The 15,413-nt window shown below is 72.1% G+C and carries 14 protein-coding genes; 13 read left to right on the top strand and 1 reads right to left on the bottom strand.

Features of this window, described 5'->3' with window-relative positions:
- Nucleotides 1–176: 176 nt before the first annotated feature.
- Entirely contained in the window at nucleotides 177–677 is a 501-nt protein-coding gene (gene bldD, locus ACZ6EJ_RS21015; RefSeq protein ID WP_469269064.1) for a transcriptional regulator BldD, read from the bottom strand.
- A 221-nt stretch (nucleotides 678–898) separates the two neighbouring features.
- Here bldD and pyrR point away from each other — a divergent pair, with 221 nt between their 5' ends.
- From pyrR to metK, 13 genes are all read left to right on the top strand, one after another.
- Complete coding sequence (gene pyrR / locus ACZ6EJ_RS21010) at nucleotides 899–1,483, top strand: bifunctional pyr operon transcriptional regulator/uracil phosphoribosyltransferase PyrR (protein WP_469269063.1); 585 nt, start codon at nucleotides 899–901, stop codon at nucleotides 1,481–1,483.
- A gap of 106 nt (nucleotides 1,484–1,589) precedes the next feature.
- Nucleotides 1,590–2,576: an aspartate carbamoyltransferase catalytic subunit gene (locus tag ACZ6EJ_RS21005; protein WP_469269062.1), complete on the top strand. Its 987-nt coding sequence runs from the start codon at nucleotides 1,590–1,592 to the stop codon at nucleotides 2,574–2,576.
- Between the two features lie 2 nt (nucleotides 2,577–2,578).
- Entirely contained in the window at nucleotides 2,579–3,865 is a 1,287-nt protein-coding gene (locus ACZ6EJ_RS21000) for a dihydroorotase (RefSeq protein ID WP_469269061.1), read from the top strand.
- Complete coding sequence (locus ACZ6EJ_RS20995; protein WP_469269059.1) at nucleotides 3,862–4,443, top strand: PH-like domain-containing protein; 582 nt, start codon at nucleotides 3,862–3,864, stop codon at nucleotides 4,441–4,443. The genes ACZ6EJ_RS21000 and ACZ6EJ_RS20995 overlap by 4 nt, the downstream gene beginning before the upstream one ends.
- Nucleotides 4,440–5,579 (top strand): glutamine-hydrolyzing carbamoyl-phosphate synthase small subunit, encoded by a 1,140-nt coding sequence (gene carA, locus ACZ6EJ_RS20990; RefSeq protein WP_469269058.1) that lies wholly within the window; start codon nucleotides 4,440–4,442, stop codon nucleotides 5,577–5,579. Before ACZ6EJ_RS20995 ends, carA begins: the two co-directional genes overlap by 4 nt.
- The gene (carB, locus tag ACZ6EJ_RS20985; protein ID WP_469269056.1) at nucleotides 5,572–8,880 is read left to right on the top strand and encodes a carbamoyl-phosphate synthase large subunit; all 3,309 of its coding nucleotides are present in this window, start codon (nucleotides 5,572–5,574) and stop codon (nucleotides 8,878–8,880) included. The genes carA and carB overlap by 8 nt, the downstream gene beginning before the upstream one ends.
- 57 nt (nucleotides 8,881–8,937) lie before the next feature.
- The gene (locus ACZ6EJ_RS20980) at nucleotides 8,938–10,050 is read left to right on the top strand and encodes a quinone-dependent dihydroorotate dehydrogenase (protein WP_469269054.1); all 1,113 of its coding nucleotides are present in this window, start codon (nucleotides 8,938–8,940) and stop codon (nucleotides 10,048–10,050) included.
- Complete coding sequence (pyrF, locus tag ACZ6EJ_RS20975) at nucleotides 10,047–10,886, top strand: orotidine-5'-phosphate decarboxylase (protein ID WP_469269052.1); 840 nt, start codon at nucleotides 10,047–10,049, stop codon at nucleotides 10,884–10,886. The genes ACZ6EJ_RS20980 and pyrF overlap by 4 nt, the downstream gene beginning before the upstream one ends.
- 244 nt (nucleotides 10,887–11,130) lie before the next feature.
- On the top strand, nucleotides 11,131–11,454 hold the full coding sequence (locus ACZ6EJ_RS20970; RefSeq protein ID WP_014157387.1) for an integration host factor: 324 nt from the start codon (nucleotides 11,131–11,133) through the stop codon (nucleotides 11,452–11,454).
- A 38-nt stretch (nucleotides 11,455–11,492) separates the two neighbouring features.
- A complete protein-coding gene (gmk, locus tag ACZ6EJ_RS20965; RefSeq protein WP_469269050.1) occupies nucleotides 11,493–12,110 on the top strand; it encodes a guanylate kinase in 618 nt (205 codons plus the stop codon).
- Nucleotides 12,111–12,213: 103 nt separating this feature from the next.
- Nucleotides 12,214–12,486, top strand: coding sequence for a DNA-directed RNA polymerase subunit omega (gene rpoZ / locus ACZ6EJ_RS20960; protein WP_030355514.1), 273 nt, complete (start codon nucleotides 12,214–12,216; stop codon nucleotides 12,484–12,486).
- Nucleotides 12,487–12,620: 134 nt separating this feature from the next.
- Entirely contained in the window at nucleotides 12,621–13,865 is a 1,245-nt protein-coding gene (gene coaBC / locus ACZ6EJ_RS20955) for a bifunctional phosphopantothenoylcysteine decarboxylase/phosphopantothenate--cysteine ligase CoaBC (protein WP_469269048.1), read from the top strand.
- Between the two features lie 199 nt (nucleotides 13,866–14,064).
- A complete protein-coding gene (gene metK / locus ACZ6EJ_RS20950; protein WP_469269046.1) occupies nucleotides 14,065–15,273 on the top strand; it encodes a methionine adenosyltransferase in 1,209 nt (402 codons plus the stop codon).
- Nucleotides 15,274–15,413: the final 140 nt, after the last annotated feature.

The following is a 15,413-nucleotide window of genomic DNA, read 5'->3' as shown; positions in this document are numbered from 1 at the left end:
ACACACCCTCCCCTTCTTTCCTCCTCCCCCTCCCCCCCCCCCCCTCCCCCCCTCCCCCCCCCCACACCCCCCCACACCCCCCCCCCCCCCCCCCCCCCCCCCCCCCCCCCCCCCCCCCGGCGCGGGATGCCGCCGCGGGAGCCGGAGGGCTCCCCGGAGGCCAGGCCCCCGCTCGCTCAGCTCTCGTCGTGGGAGACCGCTCGGCGCGCGTCCGCGTCCAGCACGCCCCAGTTGATCAACTGCTCCGTGAGCACGGACGGCGACTGGTCGTAGATCACGGCCAGGGTGCGCAGGTCGTCCTGGCGGATGGAGAGCACCTTGCCGTTGTAGTCACCGCGCTGGCTCTGGATCGTCGCCGCGTAGCGCTGCAGCGGACCGGCCTTCTCCGGCGGCACGTTGGCCAGGCGCTCCAGGTCCAGGACGAGCTTCGGCGGCGGCTCGGCGGCCCCGCCCGGCGTGGTGCCGGGAAGCAGCTCCTGCACCGGGACCCCGTAGAAGTCCGCCAGCTCGGCGAGGCGCTGCACGGTCACGGCGCGGTCGCCGCGCTCGTACGAACCGACCACGACCGCCTTCCAGCGACCCTGCGACTTCTCCTCCACGCCGTGGAGGGAGAGGCCCTGCTGGGTGCGGATGGCACGGAGTTTGGCCCCGAGCTGTTTTGCGTATTCGCTGGACATATGGCTCCCCGGACGCTGGACAGTGTGCGGCTGCGCCGCGTGGCTGGTAACTCACTGTGAGGTTACGCAGCGTTACTTGGCTGCGTCAAGCCGAGAGGTCCGCCGCACCGCCCGCCGGGGGGCGGGTCCAGGGCCCCGCGCAAGCCCTGGTAACGTGGATGACGCAATTTCGACGTCCTTTAAGGTCCGTCCCGTGAGGCGGAGAAGGAGGTCCGTTTCTTATGGACGCACAGCACGACCACGCCGGCAACGCGGCGCGCCCCGTTCTCGAGGCCCCCGACATCGCCCGTGTCCTCACCCGCATCGCCCACGAGATCGTCGAACGCGCCAAGGGCGCCGACGACGTGGTGCTGCTCGGCATCCCCACGCGCGGCGTCTTCCTCGCCCGCCGGCTCGCCGACAAGCTCCAGGAGATCACCGGCCGGCAGATCCCGGTCGGCTCGCTCGACATCACCATGTACCGCGACGACCTGCGGCTGCGCCCGGCGCGCGCGCTGGCGCGCACCGACATCCCCGGCGAGGGGATCGAGGGCGGCCTGGTCGTCCTGGTCGACGACGTCCTCTTCTCCGGCCGCACGATCCGCGCCGCGCTCGACGCGCTGGGCGACCTCGGCCGCCCCCGCGCCGTCCAGCTAGCCGTCCTCGTCGACCGCGGCCACCGGGAGCTCCCGATCCGCGCCGACTACGTCGGCAAGAACCTCCCCACGTCGCTGCGGGAGACGGTCAAGGTCCTCCTCGCCGAGGAGGACGGCCGCGACGCCGTGCTGCTCGGCGTCCAGGAGGCCGACCCGGCGGGCGCGCAGTAGCCCCGAGCCCTCCCCGTACGCCTCCGCGCCCCTCGGCGGCCGTACGGCTGCTCCCGCGCGCCCGTATGCCTGAAACCTCCCTCCAGCCACCCGGAGAACCCCCCAGATGAAGCGCCACCTCATCTCGGCCGCCGACCTCACCCGCGACGACGCCGTCCTCATCCTCGACACCGCCGAGGAGATGGCACGGGTCGCGGACCGGCCGATCAAGAAGCTCCCGACCCTCCGCGGCCGCACGGTCGTCAACCTCTTCTTCGAGGACTCGACCCGTACCCGCATCTCCTTCGAGGCGGCCGCCAAGCGGCTGTCCGCCGACGTCATCAACTTCTCCGCCAAGGGCTCCTCCGTCTCCAAGGGGGAGTCCCTGAAGGACACCGCGCTCACCCTGGAGGCGATGGGCGCCGACGCCGTCGTCATCCGGCACGGCGCCTCCGGCGCGCCCTACCGGCTCGCGACCTCCGGCTGGATCGACGGGGCCGTGGTCAACGCCGGCGACGGCACCCACGAGCACCCCACCCAGGCCCTCCTGGACGCCTTCACCATGCGGCGCCGGCTCGTCGGCGCCGACAGCGGCCTCGGCCGTGACCTGGAAGGCCGCCGCATCACCATCGTCGGCGACATCCTGCACAGCCGCGTCGCCCGCTCCAACGTCCACCTGCTCACCACGCTGGGCGCGCACGTCACCCTGGTGGCCCCGCCCACCCTCGTCCCCGTCGGCGTCGAGGAGTGGCCCTGCGACGTCAGCTACCGCCTCGACGACGTGCTGGCGGCGTCCGACGCGGTGATGATGCTGCGTGTGCAGCGCGAGCGGATGAACGCCGCCTACTTCCCGACCGAGCGCGAGTACTCCCGCCGCTACGGCCTGGACGGCGCGCGGATGGCGAAGATGCCCGAACACGCGATCGTCATGCACCCCGGCCCGATGGTCCGCGGCATGGAGATCACCGCCGAGGTGGCCGACTCCGACCGCTGCACGGTCGTCGAGCAGGTCGCCAACGGCGTCTCCATCCGCATGGCCGTGCTCTACCTGCTGCTCGGCGGCTCCGACACCGCGCTGTCCGCCGCCCCCGCCCGTACCGAGGAGAACAAGTGACCATGAGCAAGATCCTTATCCGCGGGGCGCGCGTTCTCGGCGGCGAGGCCGGGGACGTCCTCATCGACGGCGAGACCGTCGCCGAGGTGGGCGCCTCCCTCGACGCCCCCGGCGCCACCGTGATCGACGCCGCCGGCCAGATCCTGCTGCCCGGACTGGTCGACCTCCACACCCATCTGCGCGAGCCCGGCCGCGAGGACTCCGAGACCGTCCTCACCGGCACCCGCGCCGCCGCCGCCGGCGGCTTCACCGCCGTGCACGCCATGGCCAACACCTTCCCCGTCGCCGACACCGCGGGCGTCGTCGAGCAGGTCTGGCGGCTCGGCAAGGAGTCCGGCTACTGCGACGTGCAGCCCGTCGGCGCCGTCACCGTCGGCCTGGAGGGCAAGCAGCTCGCCGAGCTGGGCGCGATGCACGACTCCGCCGCCGGGGTGAAGGTCTTCTCCGACGACGGCAAGTGCGTGGACGACGCGGTGATCATGCGCCGCGCCCTGGAGTACGTGAAGGCGTTCGACGGCGTCATCGCCCAGCACGCACAGGAGCCCCGCCTCACCGAGGGCGCGCAGATGAACGAGGGCGTCGTCTCCGCCGAACTCGGGCTCGGCGGCTGGCCCGCCGTCGCCGAGGAGTCGATCATCGCCCGCGACGTCCTCCTCGCCGCCCACGTCGGCTCCCGCGTGCACATCTGCCACCTCTCCACGGCCGGCTCCGTGGAGATCGTCCGCTGGGCCAAGTCCAAGGGCTGGAACGTCACCGCCGAGGTCACCCCGCACCACCTCCTCCTCACCGACGAGCTGGTCCGCTCCTACGACCCGGTCTACAAGGTGAACCCGCCGCTGCGCACCGAGGCCGACGTCATGGCGCTGCGCGAGGCGCTCGCCGACGGCACGATCGACTGCGTCGCCACCGACCACGCCCCGCACCCGCACGAGGACAAGGACTGCGAGTGGGCCGCGGCCGCCATGGGCATGGTGGGCCTGGAGACCGCGCTCTCGGTCGTCCAGCACACGATGGTGGACACCGGCCTGATCGACTGGGCGGGCGTCGCCGACCGCATGTCCTTCCGCCCCGCGGCCATCGGCCGTCTGGCCGGACACGGCCGCCCGGTCGCGGCGGGCGAGCCCGCCAACCTCACCCTGGTGGATCCGGCATACCGTGGAGCCGTGGACCCCGCGGGCTTCGCGTCCCGCAGCCGCAACACCCCCTACCAGGGCCGTGAGCTGCCGGGCCGCGTCACCCACACCTTCCTGCGGGGCCGTGCCACGGTCGTCGACGGGAAGCTCGCGTGACAACACTGACCCCCCTGTACCGCCTCGCCGCCGAGCAGAAGTCGGCGGAGGTGACGGACTGGTCCGCCCGCATCGCCTGGGTGCTCGGCCTCCTGGTCCTCATCGCCCTCCTCTACTGGCTCATGCGCCAGGGCTGGAAATGGCGCGGCAGCCTCCAGTCCGGCATCCTCGAGCTCGCGGCGACCCCCGAGGGCTTCGCCGACGACGAGCCGCTGCTGACGCTCCAGGGGCGCTACCACGCCTCCACCACCGCCGGACAGTGGCTCGACCGGATCGTCGCGCACGGACTCGGCACCCGCAGCCGGGTCGAGCTGACGCTCACCGCACGCGGCCTGGACGTCCGGCGCCCCGGCGCGGCCGACTTCTTCGTCCCGGCCGACGCCCTGCGCGAGGCCCGCCTCGACAAGGCGCTCGCCGGCAAGGTCCTCCCCGAGGGCGGACTGCTGATCATCACCTGGGCGCACGGCGGGACGCTGATCGACTCCGGCTTCCGCTCCGACCGCGCCGCCGAGCACCAGGCGTGGGTCGACGCCGTCAACCACCTCACCAGCACCCCTACGGAAGGCACCGCACGATGACGATCTCCGCCCAGGGGGCCCGGACCCCCGCCGTACTCGTCCTGGAGGACGGCCGCGCCTTCCGCGGCCGCGCCTACGGGGCCGTGGGGGAGACCTTCGGCGAAGCGGTGTTCTCCACCGGCATGACCGGCTACCAGGAGACCCTCACCGACCCCTCGTACCACCGCCAGGTCGTCGTCATGACGGCCCCGCACGTCGGCAACACCGGCGTGAACGACGAGGACGCCGAGTCCGGCCGCATCTGGGTCTCCGGCTACGTCGTCCGCGACCCCGCCCGCAAGCCCTCCAACTGGCGCTCGCAGCGCACCCTGGACGAGGAGCTGGAGCGCCAGGGCGTCGTCGGCATCAGCGGCGTCGACACCCGCGCCCTCACCCGCCATCTGCGCGAGCGCGGCGCGATGCGCGTCGGGATCTTCTCCGGCGACGCCGTCCAGGACGAGGCGGCCCTGCTCGCCAAGGTCCGCCGGGCCCCCGAGATGACCGGCGCGGACCTCTCCGCCGAGGTCGCCACCAAGGAGGCCTACGTCGTCCCCGCGATCGGCGAGAAGAAGTTCACCGTCGCCGCGATCGACCTCGGCATCAAGGGCATGACCCCGCACCGGATGGCCGAACGCGGCATCGAGGTGCACGTCCTGCCGGCCACCGCCACCCTGGACGAGGTGTACGCGGTCGAGCCGGACGGCGTCTTCTTCTCCAACGGCCCCGGCGACCCGTCCACCGCCGACCACCCCGTCGCCCTCATGCGGGGCGTCCTGGAGCGGTCCACCCCGCTCTTCGGCATCTGCTTCGGCAACCAGATCCTCGGCCGCGCGCTCGGCTTCGGCACCTACAAGCTGAAGTACGGCCACCGGGGCATCAACCAGCCGGTGCAGGACCGCACCACCGGCAAGGTCGAGGTCACCGCGCACAACCACGGCTTCGCCGTCGACGCGCCCCTCGACCAGGTCTCCGAGACCCCCTTCGGGCGGGCCGAGGTCTCCCACGTCTGCCTGAACGACCAGGTCGTCGAGGGCCTCCAGCTCCTGGACCGGCCCGCCTTCAGCGTCCAGTACCACCCCGAGGCCGCCGCCGGCCCGCACGACGCCGCGTACCTCTTCGACCGTTTCACCACCCTGATGGAGGGCCAGCGTGCCTAAGCGCTCCGATATCCAGTCCGTCCTGGTCATCGGCTCCGGCCCGATCGTCATCGGCCAGGCAGCGGAGTTCGACTACTCCGGCACCCAGGCCTGCCGCGTCCTCAAGGCCGAGGGCCTGCGCGTCATCCTGGTCAACTCCAACCCGGCGACGATCATGACCGACCCGGAGATCGCCGACGCCACCTACGTCGAGCCGATCACCCCCGAGTTCGTCGAGAAGATCATCGCCAAGGAGCGCCCCGACGCGCTCCTGCCGACCCTCGGCGGCCAGACCGCGCTCAACACCGCGATCTCCATGCACGAGAACGGCGTCCTGGAGAAGTACGGCGTCGAGCTGATCGGCGCCAACGTCGAGGCGATCAACAAGGGCGAGGACCGCGACCTCTTCAAGGGCGTCGTCGAGGCCGTCAAGGCGAAGATCGGCTACGGCGAGTCCGCCCGCTCCGTGATCTGCCACTCGATGGACGACGTCCTGGCGGGCGTCGACGCCCTCGGCGGCTACCCCGTCGTCGTCCGGCCCTCCTTCACCATGGGCGGCGCCGGCTCCGGCTTCGCCCACGACGAGGAGGAGCTGCGCCGCATCGCCGGCCAGGGCCTCACCCTCTCCCCGACCACCGAGGTGCTCCTGGAGGAGTCCATCCTCGGCTGGAAGGAGTACGAGCTGGAGCTGATGCGGGACCGCAACGACAACGTCGTGGTCGTCTGCTCCATCGAGAACTTCGACCCGATGGGCGTCCACACCGGCGACTCGATCACCGTCGCCCCCGCGATGACGCTCACCGACCGCGAGTACCAGCGGCTGCGCGACATCGGCATCGCGATCATCCGCGAGGTCGGCGTGGACACCGGCGGCTGCAACATCCAGTTCGCCATCGACCCCGCCGACGGCCGGGTCATCGTCATCGAGATGAACCCGCGCGTCTCCCGCTCCTCCGCGCTCGCCTCCAAGGCCACCGGCTTCCCGATCGCCAAGATCGCCGCCAAGCTGGCCGTGGGCTACACGCTGGACGAGATCCCCAACGACATCACCGAGAAGACCCCGGCCTCCTTCGAGCCGACCCTCGACTACGTCGTGGTCAAGGCCCCCCGCTTCGCCTTCGAGAAGTTCCCCTCCGCCGACTCCACCCTCACCACCACCATGAAGTCGGTGGGCGAGGCCATGGCGATCGGCCGCAACTTCACCGAGGCGCTCCAGAAGGCCCTGCGCTCCCTGGAGAAGAAGGGTTCGCAGTTCGCCTTCACCGGCGAGCCGGGCGACAAGGACGCCCTGCTCGCCGAGGCGGTCCGGCCCACCGACGGCCGCATCAACACCGTCATGCGGGCGATCCGGGCCGGGGCCACCCAGGAGGAGGTCTTCGACGCCACCCGGATCGACCCCTGGTTCGTCGACCAGCTCTTCCTGATCAAGGAGATCGCCGACGGGCTGGCCTCCGCCGAGCGCCTGGACGCCGACCTGATCGCCGAGGCCAAGCGGCACGGCTTCTCCGACGCCCAGATCGGCGAGATCCGCGGGCTGCGCGAGGACGTCGTCCGCGAGGTCCGCCACGCGCTGGGCGTCCGCCCGGTCTACAAGACGGTCGACACCTGCGCCGCCGAGTTCGCCGCGAAGACGCCGTACTTCTACTCCTCCTACGACGAGGAGAGCGAGGTCGCGCCCCGCGAGAAGCCCGCCGTGATCATCCTCGGCTCCGGCCCCAACCGCATCGGCCAGGGCATCGAGTTCGACTACTCCTGCGTGCACGCCTCCTTCGCGCTGAGCGACGCGGGCTACGAGACGGTCATGGTCAACTGCAACCCGGAGACCGTCTCCACCGACTACGACACCTCCGACCGGCTCTACTTCGAGCCGCTCACCCTGGAGGACGTCCTGGAGATCGTGCACGCCGAGACGCTGGCGGGCCCGGTCGCCGGCGTGATCGTGCAGCTCGGCGGCCAGACCCCGCTCGGCCTCTCCCAGGCGCTCAAGGACAACGGCGTGCCCGTCGTCGGCACCTCCCCGGAGGCGATCCACGCCGCCGAGGACCGCGGCGCCTTCGGCCGGGTCCTCGCCGAGGCCGGACTGCCCGCGCCGAAGCACGGCACCGCCACCACCTTCGCCGGGGCCAAGGCCATCGCGGACGAGATCGGCTACCCCGTCCTCGTCCGCCCCTCCTACGTGCTCGGCGGGCGCGGCATGGAGATCGTCTACGACGAGACGCGCCTGGCCTCCTACATCGCCGAGTCCACCGAGATCAGCCCCACCCGGCCGGTCCTGGTCGACCGCTTCCTCGACGACGCCATCGAGATCGACGTGGACGCCCTCTACGACGGCTCCGAGCTGTACCTCGGCGGCGTCATGGAGCACATCGAGGAGGCCGGCATCCACTCCGGCGACTCGGCCTGCGCGCTGCCCCCGATCACGCTCGGCGGCTTCGACATCAAGCGGCTGCGCGCCTCCACCGAGTCCATCGCCAAGGGCGTCGGCGTCCGCGGCCTGATCAACATCCAGTTCGCGCTCTCCGGCGACATCCTCTACGTCCTGGAGGCCAACCCGCGCGCCTCCCGCACGGTCCCCTTCACCTCGAAGGCGACCGCGGTGCCGCTCGCCAAGGCCGCCGCCCGCATCTCGCTGGGCGCGACCATCGCCGAGCTGCGCGAGGAGGGCCTGCTGCCGCGGACCGGCGACGGCGGCACCCTGCCGCTGGACGCGCCGATCTCCGTCAAGGAGGCCGTGCTGCCGTGGTCGCGCTTCCGCGACATCCACGGCCGGGGCGTCGACACGGTCCTCGGCCCGGAGATGCGCTCCACCGGCGAGGTCATGGGCATCGACTCGGTCTTCGGCACGGCGTACGCCAAGTCGCAGGCCGGGGCCTACGGGCCGCTGCCCACCAAGGGCCGCGCGTTCATCTCGGTCGCCAACCGGGACAAGCGCTCCATGATCTTCCCGGCCCGCGAGCTGGTCGCCCACGGCTTCGAGCTGTTGGCCACCTCCGGCACCGCCGAGGTCCTCAAGCGCAACGGCATCAACGCCACCGTCGTGCGCAAGCAGTCCGAGGGCGCCGGCCCCGGCGGCGAGAAGACGATCGTCCAGCTCATCCACGACGGCGAGGTCGACCTCATCGTCAACACGCCGTACGGCACCGGCGGCCGGCTGGACGGCTACGAGATCCGCACGGCGGCCGTCGCCCGCTCCGTGCCCTGCCTGACCACGGTCCAGGCGCTCGCCGCGGCCGTCCAGGGCATCGACGCCCTCAACCACGGCGACGTCGGCGTCCGCTCCCTCCAGGAGCACGCCGAACGCCTGACCGCGGCCCGCGACTAGCACGCCCGAAGGGGGACACCGGAAACGGTGTCCCCCTCTCCGTGAGGACAACTCCCCATGTACACGTTCTTCTTCCGGCTGGTCTTCTCGCGGATGGACCCCGAGCGCGCCCACCACGCCGCCTTCCGCTGGATCCGCCTGGCCGCCCGCGTCCCCGTCCTGCGCACCTTCCTCGCAGCCGCCCTCGCCCCCCGCCACAAGGAGCTGCGCACCGAGGCCCTGGGCCTGCGGATGCACGGCCCGTTCGGGCTCGCCGCCGGCTTCGACAAGAACGCGGTGGCGATCGACGGCATGGCGATGCTCGGCTTCGACCACGTCGAGATCGGCACCGTCACCGGCGAACCGCAGCCCGGCAACCCCAGAAAGCGCCTCTTCCGCCTCGTCGCGGACCGCGCCCTGATCAACCGCATGGGCTTCAACAACGACGGCTCCGCCGCCGTCGCCGCCCGCCTCGCCGCCCGCAACCCCGTCTTCCGCACCACGGTCGGCGTCAACATCGGCAAGACCAAGACGGTGCCGGAGGCCGAGGCCGCCGCCGACTACGTGAAGTCCACCGAGGCGCTCGCCGCCCACGCCGACTACCTCGTCGTCAACGTCTCCTCGCCCAACACTCCGGGGCTGCGCAACCTCCAGGCCACCGCGTCGCTGCGCCCGCTGCTCACCGCCGTCCGCGAGGCCGCCGACCGCACGGTGACCGACCGGCGGGTCCCGCTGCTCGTCAAGATCGCCCCGGACCTCGCGGACGAGGACGTCGACGCCGTCGCCGACCTCGCGCTCGAACTGGGCCTGGACGGCATCATCGCCACCAACACCACCATCGCCCGCGACGGCCTCGGGCTGAGGTCCGCCCCGGAGCTGACGGCGGAGGCCGGCGGCCTCTCCGGCGCACCGCTCAAGGAGCGCTCGCTCCAGGTCCTGTCCCGTCTCTACGCCCGCGTGGGCGACCGGATCACCCTGGTGGGCGTCGGCGGGATCGAGACCGCCGAGGACGCCTGGCAGCGCATCCTCGCCGGAGCCACCCTGGTCCAGGGCTACAGCGCCTTCGTCTACGAGGGCCCCTGCTACGCCCGGCGCGTCCACCGCGGCCTCGCCGCCCTGCTGGCCGCGTCCCCGTACGCCACCCTCGCCGAGGCCGTCGGCGCCGAGACCCGGAAGCAGGCCGCCCTGTGACCCCCGCCCCCTTCGGCGCCCGGCTGCGCCGCGCCATGGACACCCGCGGGCCGCTCTGCGTCGGCATCGACCCGCACGCCTCCCTGCTCACCTCCTGGGGGCTGAACGACGACGTCGCGGGACTGGAGCGATTCACCCGCACCACCGTCGAGGCGCTGGCCGACCGGGTCGCCGTCCTCAAGCCGCAGTCCGCCTTCTTCGAGCGCTTCGGCTCGCGCGGCATCGCCGTGCTGGAGAAGGCCGTCGCCGAGGCCCGCGCGGCGGGGGCCCTCGTCCTGATGGACGCCAAGCGCGGCGACATCGGCTCCACGATGGGCGCCTACGCGGCGGCCTACCTCGACCGGGGCTCGCCGCTGTTCTCCGACGCCGTCACCCTCTCGCCGTACCTCGGCTTCGGCTCGCTGCGCCCGGCGCTCGACGCCGCCGCGGCCTCCGGCTCCGGCGTCTTCGTCCTCGCGCTCACCTCCAACCCGGAGGGCGCCGAGGTCCAGCGGGCCACGGCCGCCGACGGCCGCTCGCTCGCCCAGGTGATGCTCGACCACATGGCCGCCGAGAACGCGGGGGCCGACCCGCTCGGCTCGGTCGGCGCGGTGGTCGGCGCCACGCTCGGCGACACGGGGGCGGATCTGGCGATCAACGGACCGCTCCTCGCGCCCGGCATCGGCGCCCAGGGGGCGACCCCCGCCGATCTGCCGGCGGTCTTCGGCGGCGCGGTGGGCAACGTGGTCCCGAGCGTGAGCCGGGGCGTGCTGCGCCACGGCCCCGACGCGGCGGGGCTGCGCGAAGCGGCCGAGCGGCTCGCGGACGAGGTCCGCGGCGCCGTGTCCGGCGCCTGACTCTGACACGGCGACAGCGAGTTGACGAGTTACTGACCGGAAACCAGGGTGTTATGTCGCAAAAGTCCTGGTCAGCCAGAGCTGACCAGGACTTTTGGTCCGTTCTCGCTGACTACGGCGGCCCAGGCCGCTAGTCTCCGACGAGAGCAGCCGAACACAGCGTGTTCGTCGCTCACCTGGTGGGTGGCGTCCAGCTTCCCCGCCGGTCCGTATCCGACAGATCGACATCCGAGGTGACGTAGGCGTGGCTCTTCCGCCCCTTACCCCTGAACAGCGCGCAGCCGCGCTCGAAAAGGCCGCCGCGGCTCGCCGGGAGCGGGCCGAGGTCAAGAATCGACTCAAGCACTCCGGCGCCTCCCTCCACGAGGTCATCAAGCAGGGCCAGGAGAACGACGTCATCGGCAAGATGAAGGTCTCCGCCCTCCTGGAGTCCCTGCCGGGCGTCGGCAAGGTCCGCGCCAAGCAGATCATGGAGCGTCTCGGCATCTCCGAGAGCCGCCGGGTCAGAGGGCTCGGCTCCAACCAGATCGCATCCCTGGAGCGCGAGTTCGGCGGCAGCGCCGCCTGACGTTCTCAGGCACCTCTGAGAACCTGGATAATCGCCCCATGGCTGCAACATCCCGGGGGACGTCCCCCGCACCCCCGGACGTACGTCCGCGGCTGACCGTGCTCTCCGGCCCCTCCGGGGTCGGCAAGAGCACGGTCGTCGCCCATATGCGCACCGTGCACCCCGAGGTCTGGCTCTCCGTGTCGGCGACGACGCGCAGGCCCCGCCCCGGAGAGCGCGACGGCGTGCACTACTTCTTCGTGGACGACGAGGAGTTCGACAAGCTCGTCGCCAACGGCGAGCTGCTGGAGTGGGCCGAGTTCGCGGGCAACCGCTACGGCACGCCGCGCCGCGCCGTGCTGGACCGCCTGGAGGCCGGCGAGCCGGTCCTGCTGGAGATCGACCTCCAAGGCGCCCGGCTGGTCCGCCAGTCGATGCCCGAGGCGCGCCTGGTCTTCCTCGCCCCGCCGAGCTGGGAGGAGCTGGTGCGCCGGCTCACCGGCCGGGGCACCGAGGCGCCCGAGGTCATCGAGCGCCGCCTCGCCGCCGCCAAGGTCGAGCTGGCCGCGGAGGCGGAGTTCGACACCACGCTCGTCAACACCTCGGTCGAGGACGTGGCCCGCGAGCTGCTAACGTTGATGCTGCAGGCTTCCGACCACCCTGACAGCGGCGACTGAACCGTCCGCCGCCGCCGTCCGCGGGTCCGACCAGGCGTCCGACCCGCCGGAATCCGCACGATCAAAGGTTTCTTTGGTCTTTACCCCCTTCGGAAGGCAGAGAGTGTCCTCTTCCATCACCACGCCCGAGGGCATCATCAACCCGCCGATTGATGAGCTCCTCGAGGCCACCGACTCGAAGTACAGCCTGGTGATCTACGCGGCCAAGCGCGCCCGCCAGATCAACGCGTACTACTCGCAGCTCGGCGAAGGCCTCCTCGAGTACGTCGGTCCGCTCGTCGACACCCACGTGCACGAGAAGCCGCTGTCGATCGCGCTCCGCGAGATCAACGCGGGCCTGCTCACCTCCGAGGCCATCGACGGCCCCGCGCAGTAACGGCAGGACAGCGCCTTCGTCCTCAGGCCCGGCGGCCCGCCCGCCGGGCCTGAGGCGTGTCCGGGGCCGGGTGAACGCGCCCGGCGCGGTGAGGCAGCATGGGACGGACACGTTGCCGAGTGCGGGGAGACGCAGTGGACAAGCCGAAGGTGGTCCTGGGGGTCAGCGGGGGCATCGCCGCCTACAAGGCGTGCGAGCTGCTGCGCCGGCTGACCGAGTCCGGCCATGACGTCCGGGTCGTCCCGACCGCCGCGTCGCTGCACTTCGTCGGGGCCGCCACCTGGGCGGCGCTCTCCGGCCACCCCGTCTCCGAGGAGGTCTGGGAGGACGTCCACGAGGTCCCGCACGTACGGATCGGCCAGGGCGCCGAGCTGGTGGTGGTCGCCCCGGCCACGGCGGACCTGCTCGCCAAGGCCGCCCACGGGCTCGCCGACGACCTGCTCACCAACACCCTCCTCACCGCCCGCTGCCCGGTGGTCTTCGCCCCCGCGATGCACACCGAGATGTGGGAGCACCCGGCCACGCGGGAGAACGTCGCCACCCTGCGCCGCCGGGGCGCGGTCGTCGTCGAGCCCGCGGTCGGCCGGCTCACCGGCGCGGACACCGGCAAGGGCCGGCTGCCCGACCCGGACGAGATCTTCCAGGTCTGCCGCCGGGTGCTGGCGCGCGGGGCCGCCGCGCCCGACCTCGCGGGCCGCCATGTGGTGGTCAGCGCGGGCGGCACCCGCGAACCCCTCGACCCCGTGCGCTTCCTGGGCAACCGCTCCTCCGGGAAGCAGGGGTACGCGCTGGCGCGCACCGCGGTGGCCCGCGGCGCGCGGGTCACCCTGATCGAGGCCAACACCGGGCTGCCCGACCCGGCCGGCGCCGACGTCGTCCGGGTCGGCACCGCCGTACAGCTCCGGGAGGCGGTGCTGAGGGCCGCCGCCGACGCCGACGCCGTGGTGATGGCCGCCGCGGTGGCCGACTTCCGCCCCGCCGACTACGCCCCCGGCAAGATCAAGAAGAAGGACGGCCAGGAGGCGCCCGTCGTCACCCTGGTCCGCAACCCCGACGTCCTCGCCGAGCTCTCCGCCGACCGGCCCCGGCCCGGCCAGGTCGTGGTGGGCTTCGCCGCCGAGACCGACGACGTGCTGGCCAACGGCCGCGAGAAGCTCCGCCGCAAGGGCTGCGACCTGCTCGTGGTCAACGAGGTGGGGGAGCGCCGGACCTTCGGCTCCGAGGAGAACGAGGCGGTCGTCCTGGCCGCCGGCGGCCAGGAGACGCCGGTGCCCCACGGCCCCAAGGAGGCGCTGGCCGACACCGTCTGGGACCTGGTGTCGGCGAAGTTCCAGCCGATTGTTCCATCAGCCGCCCGGCCCAGCGAAAACGCCTCATAACGCCCAAAAACTCGGCCGGAAAAGGTGGATTGTCCGACTGGTTCCGCCCGTGACGCAGGTCACGGACCACCCGAAGGGCGAGACACCTGCCCCGGTCGCCGGGCGCGACCGATAAACTGGCCGACGGCACGCGCCGAGCGCAGCTCTCGGACGTGCCAACCATGATCAGCCAGCAGCCGCTGCAACCCCAGGGAGCGATGTGTCCCGCCGTCTCTTCACCTCGGAATCCGTAACCGAGGGTCACCCCGACAAGATCGCTGACCAGATCAGCGACACGATTCTCGACGCGCTCCTGCGCGAGGACCCCGCCTCGCGCGTCGCCGTCGAGACCTTGATCACCACCGGTCTGGTGCATGTCGCGGGCGAGGTCACCACCAAGGCCTACGCCGACATCCCCAACCTCGTGCGCAACAAGGTTCTGGAGATCGGCTACGACTCCTCCAAGAAGGGCTTCGACGGTGCTTCCTGCGGAGTCTCGGTGTCCATCGGCGCCCAGTCGCCGGACATCGCGCAGGGCGTCGACACCGCGTACGAGCAGCGGGTGGAGGGCGACGAGGACGAGCTGGACAAGCAGGGCGCGGGCGACCAGGGCCTGATGTTCGGCTACGCCTGCGACGAGACCCCCGAGCTGATGCCGCTCCCGATCCACCTCGCCCACCGCCTCTCCCGGCGGCTGTCCGAGGTCCGCAAGAACGGGACCATCCCCTACCTCCGCCCCGACGGCAAGACCCAGGTCACCATCGAGTACGACGGTGACAAGGCGGTCCGGCTGGACACCGTCGTCGTCTCCTCGCAGCACGCGAGCGACATCGACCTCGACTCGCTGCTCGCCCCCGACATCCGCGAGTTCGTCGTCGAGCACGTGCTGGCGCAGCTCGTCGAGGACGGCATCAAGCTGGACACCGAGGGCTACCGCCTGCTGGTGAACCCCACCGGCCGCTTCGAGATCGGCGGGCCGATGGGCGACGCCGGACTGACCGGCCGCAAGATCATCATCGACACCTACGGCGGCATGGCCCGCCACGGCGGCGGCGCCTTCTCGGGCAAGGACCCGTCCAAGGTGGACCGCTCCGCCGCGTACGCGATGCGCTGGGTCGCCAAGAACGTCGTCGCGGCCGGCCTCGCGGCGCGCTGCGAGGTCCAGGTCGCGTACGCGATCGGCAAGGCCGAGCCGGTCGGCCTCTTCGTCGAGACCTTCGGCACCGCGGCCGTCGACACCGAGAAGATCGAGCACGCCATCGGCGAGGTCTTCGACCTCCGCCCGGCCGCGATCATCCGGGACCTCGACCTGCTCCGCCCGATCTACGCCCAGACCGCCGCCTACGGCCACTTCGGCCGCGAGCTGCCGGACTTCACCTGGGAGCGCACCGACCGCGTGGACGCGCTGCGCGCGGCCGCCGGCCTGTAGACCGTTCCGTACACGCACGGCAGCGGGGGGGGGGGGGGGAGGGAGGGGGGGGGGAGGGGATGCCGTCCCCCCCCCCCCCGCCGCTGCCCCCCACGCGCACCCTGACGTCGGCAGCAACCTCTAAAAACCCACCCACGCAC

The sequence above is a fragment of the Streptomyces sp. NPDC041970 genome (assembly GCF_055588985.1).
Note: the sequence above shows the minus strand (reverse complement) of the source record. Positions and strands in the feature narration are given on the sequence as shown.

Coding starts and splice junctions, on each gene's coding strand:
- bldD (WP_469269064.1), bottom strand. CDS start 677: ATGTCCAGCGAATACGCAAAACAGCTCGGGGCCAAACTCCGTGCCATC.
- pyrR (WP_469269063.1), top strand. CDS start 899: ATGGACGCACAGCACGACCACGCCGGCAACGCGGCGCGCCCCGTTCTC.
- ACZ6EJ_RS21005 (WP_469269062.1), top strand. CDS start 1,590: ATGAAGCGCCACCTCATCTCGGCCGCCGACCTCACCCGCGACGACGCC.
- ACZ6EJ_RS21000 (WP_469269061.1), top strand. CDS start 2,579: ATGAGCAAGATCCTTATCCGCGGGGCGCGCGTTCTCGGCGGCGAGGCC.
- carA (WP_469269058.1), top strand. CDS start 4,440: ATGACGATCTCCGCCCAGGGGGCCCGGACCCCCGCCGTACTCGTCCTG.
- ACZ6EJ_RS20980 (WP_469269054.1), top strand. CDS start 8,938: ATGTACACGTTCTTCTTCCGGCTGGTCTTCTCGCGGATGGACCCCGAG.
- gmk (WP_469269050.1), top strand. CDS start 11,493: ATGGCTGCAACATCCCGGGGGACGTCCCCCGCACCCCCGGACGTACGT.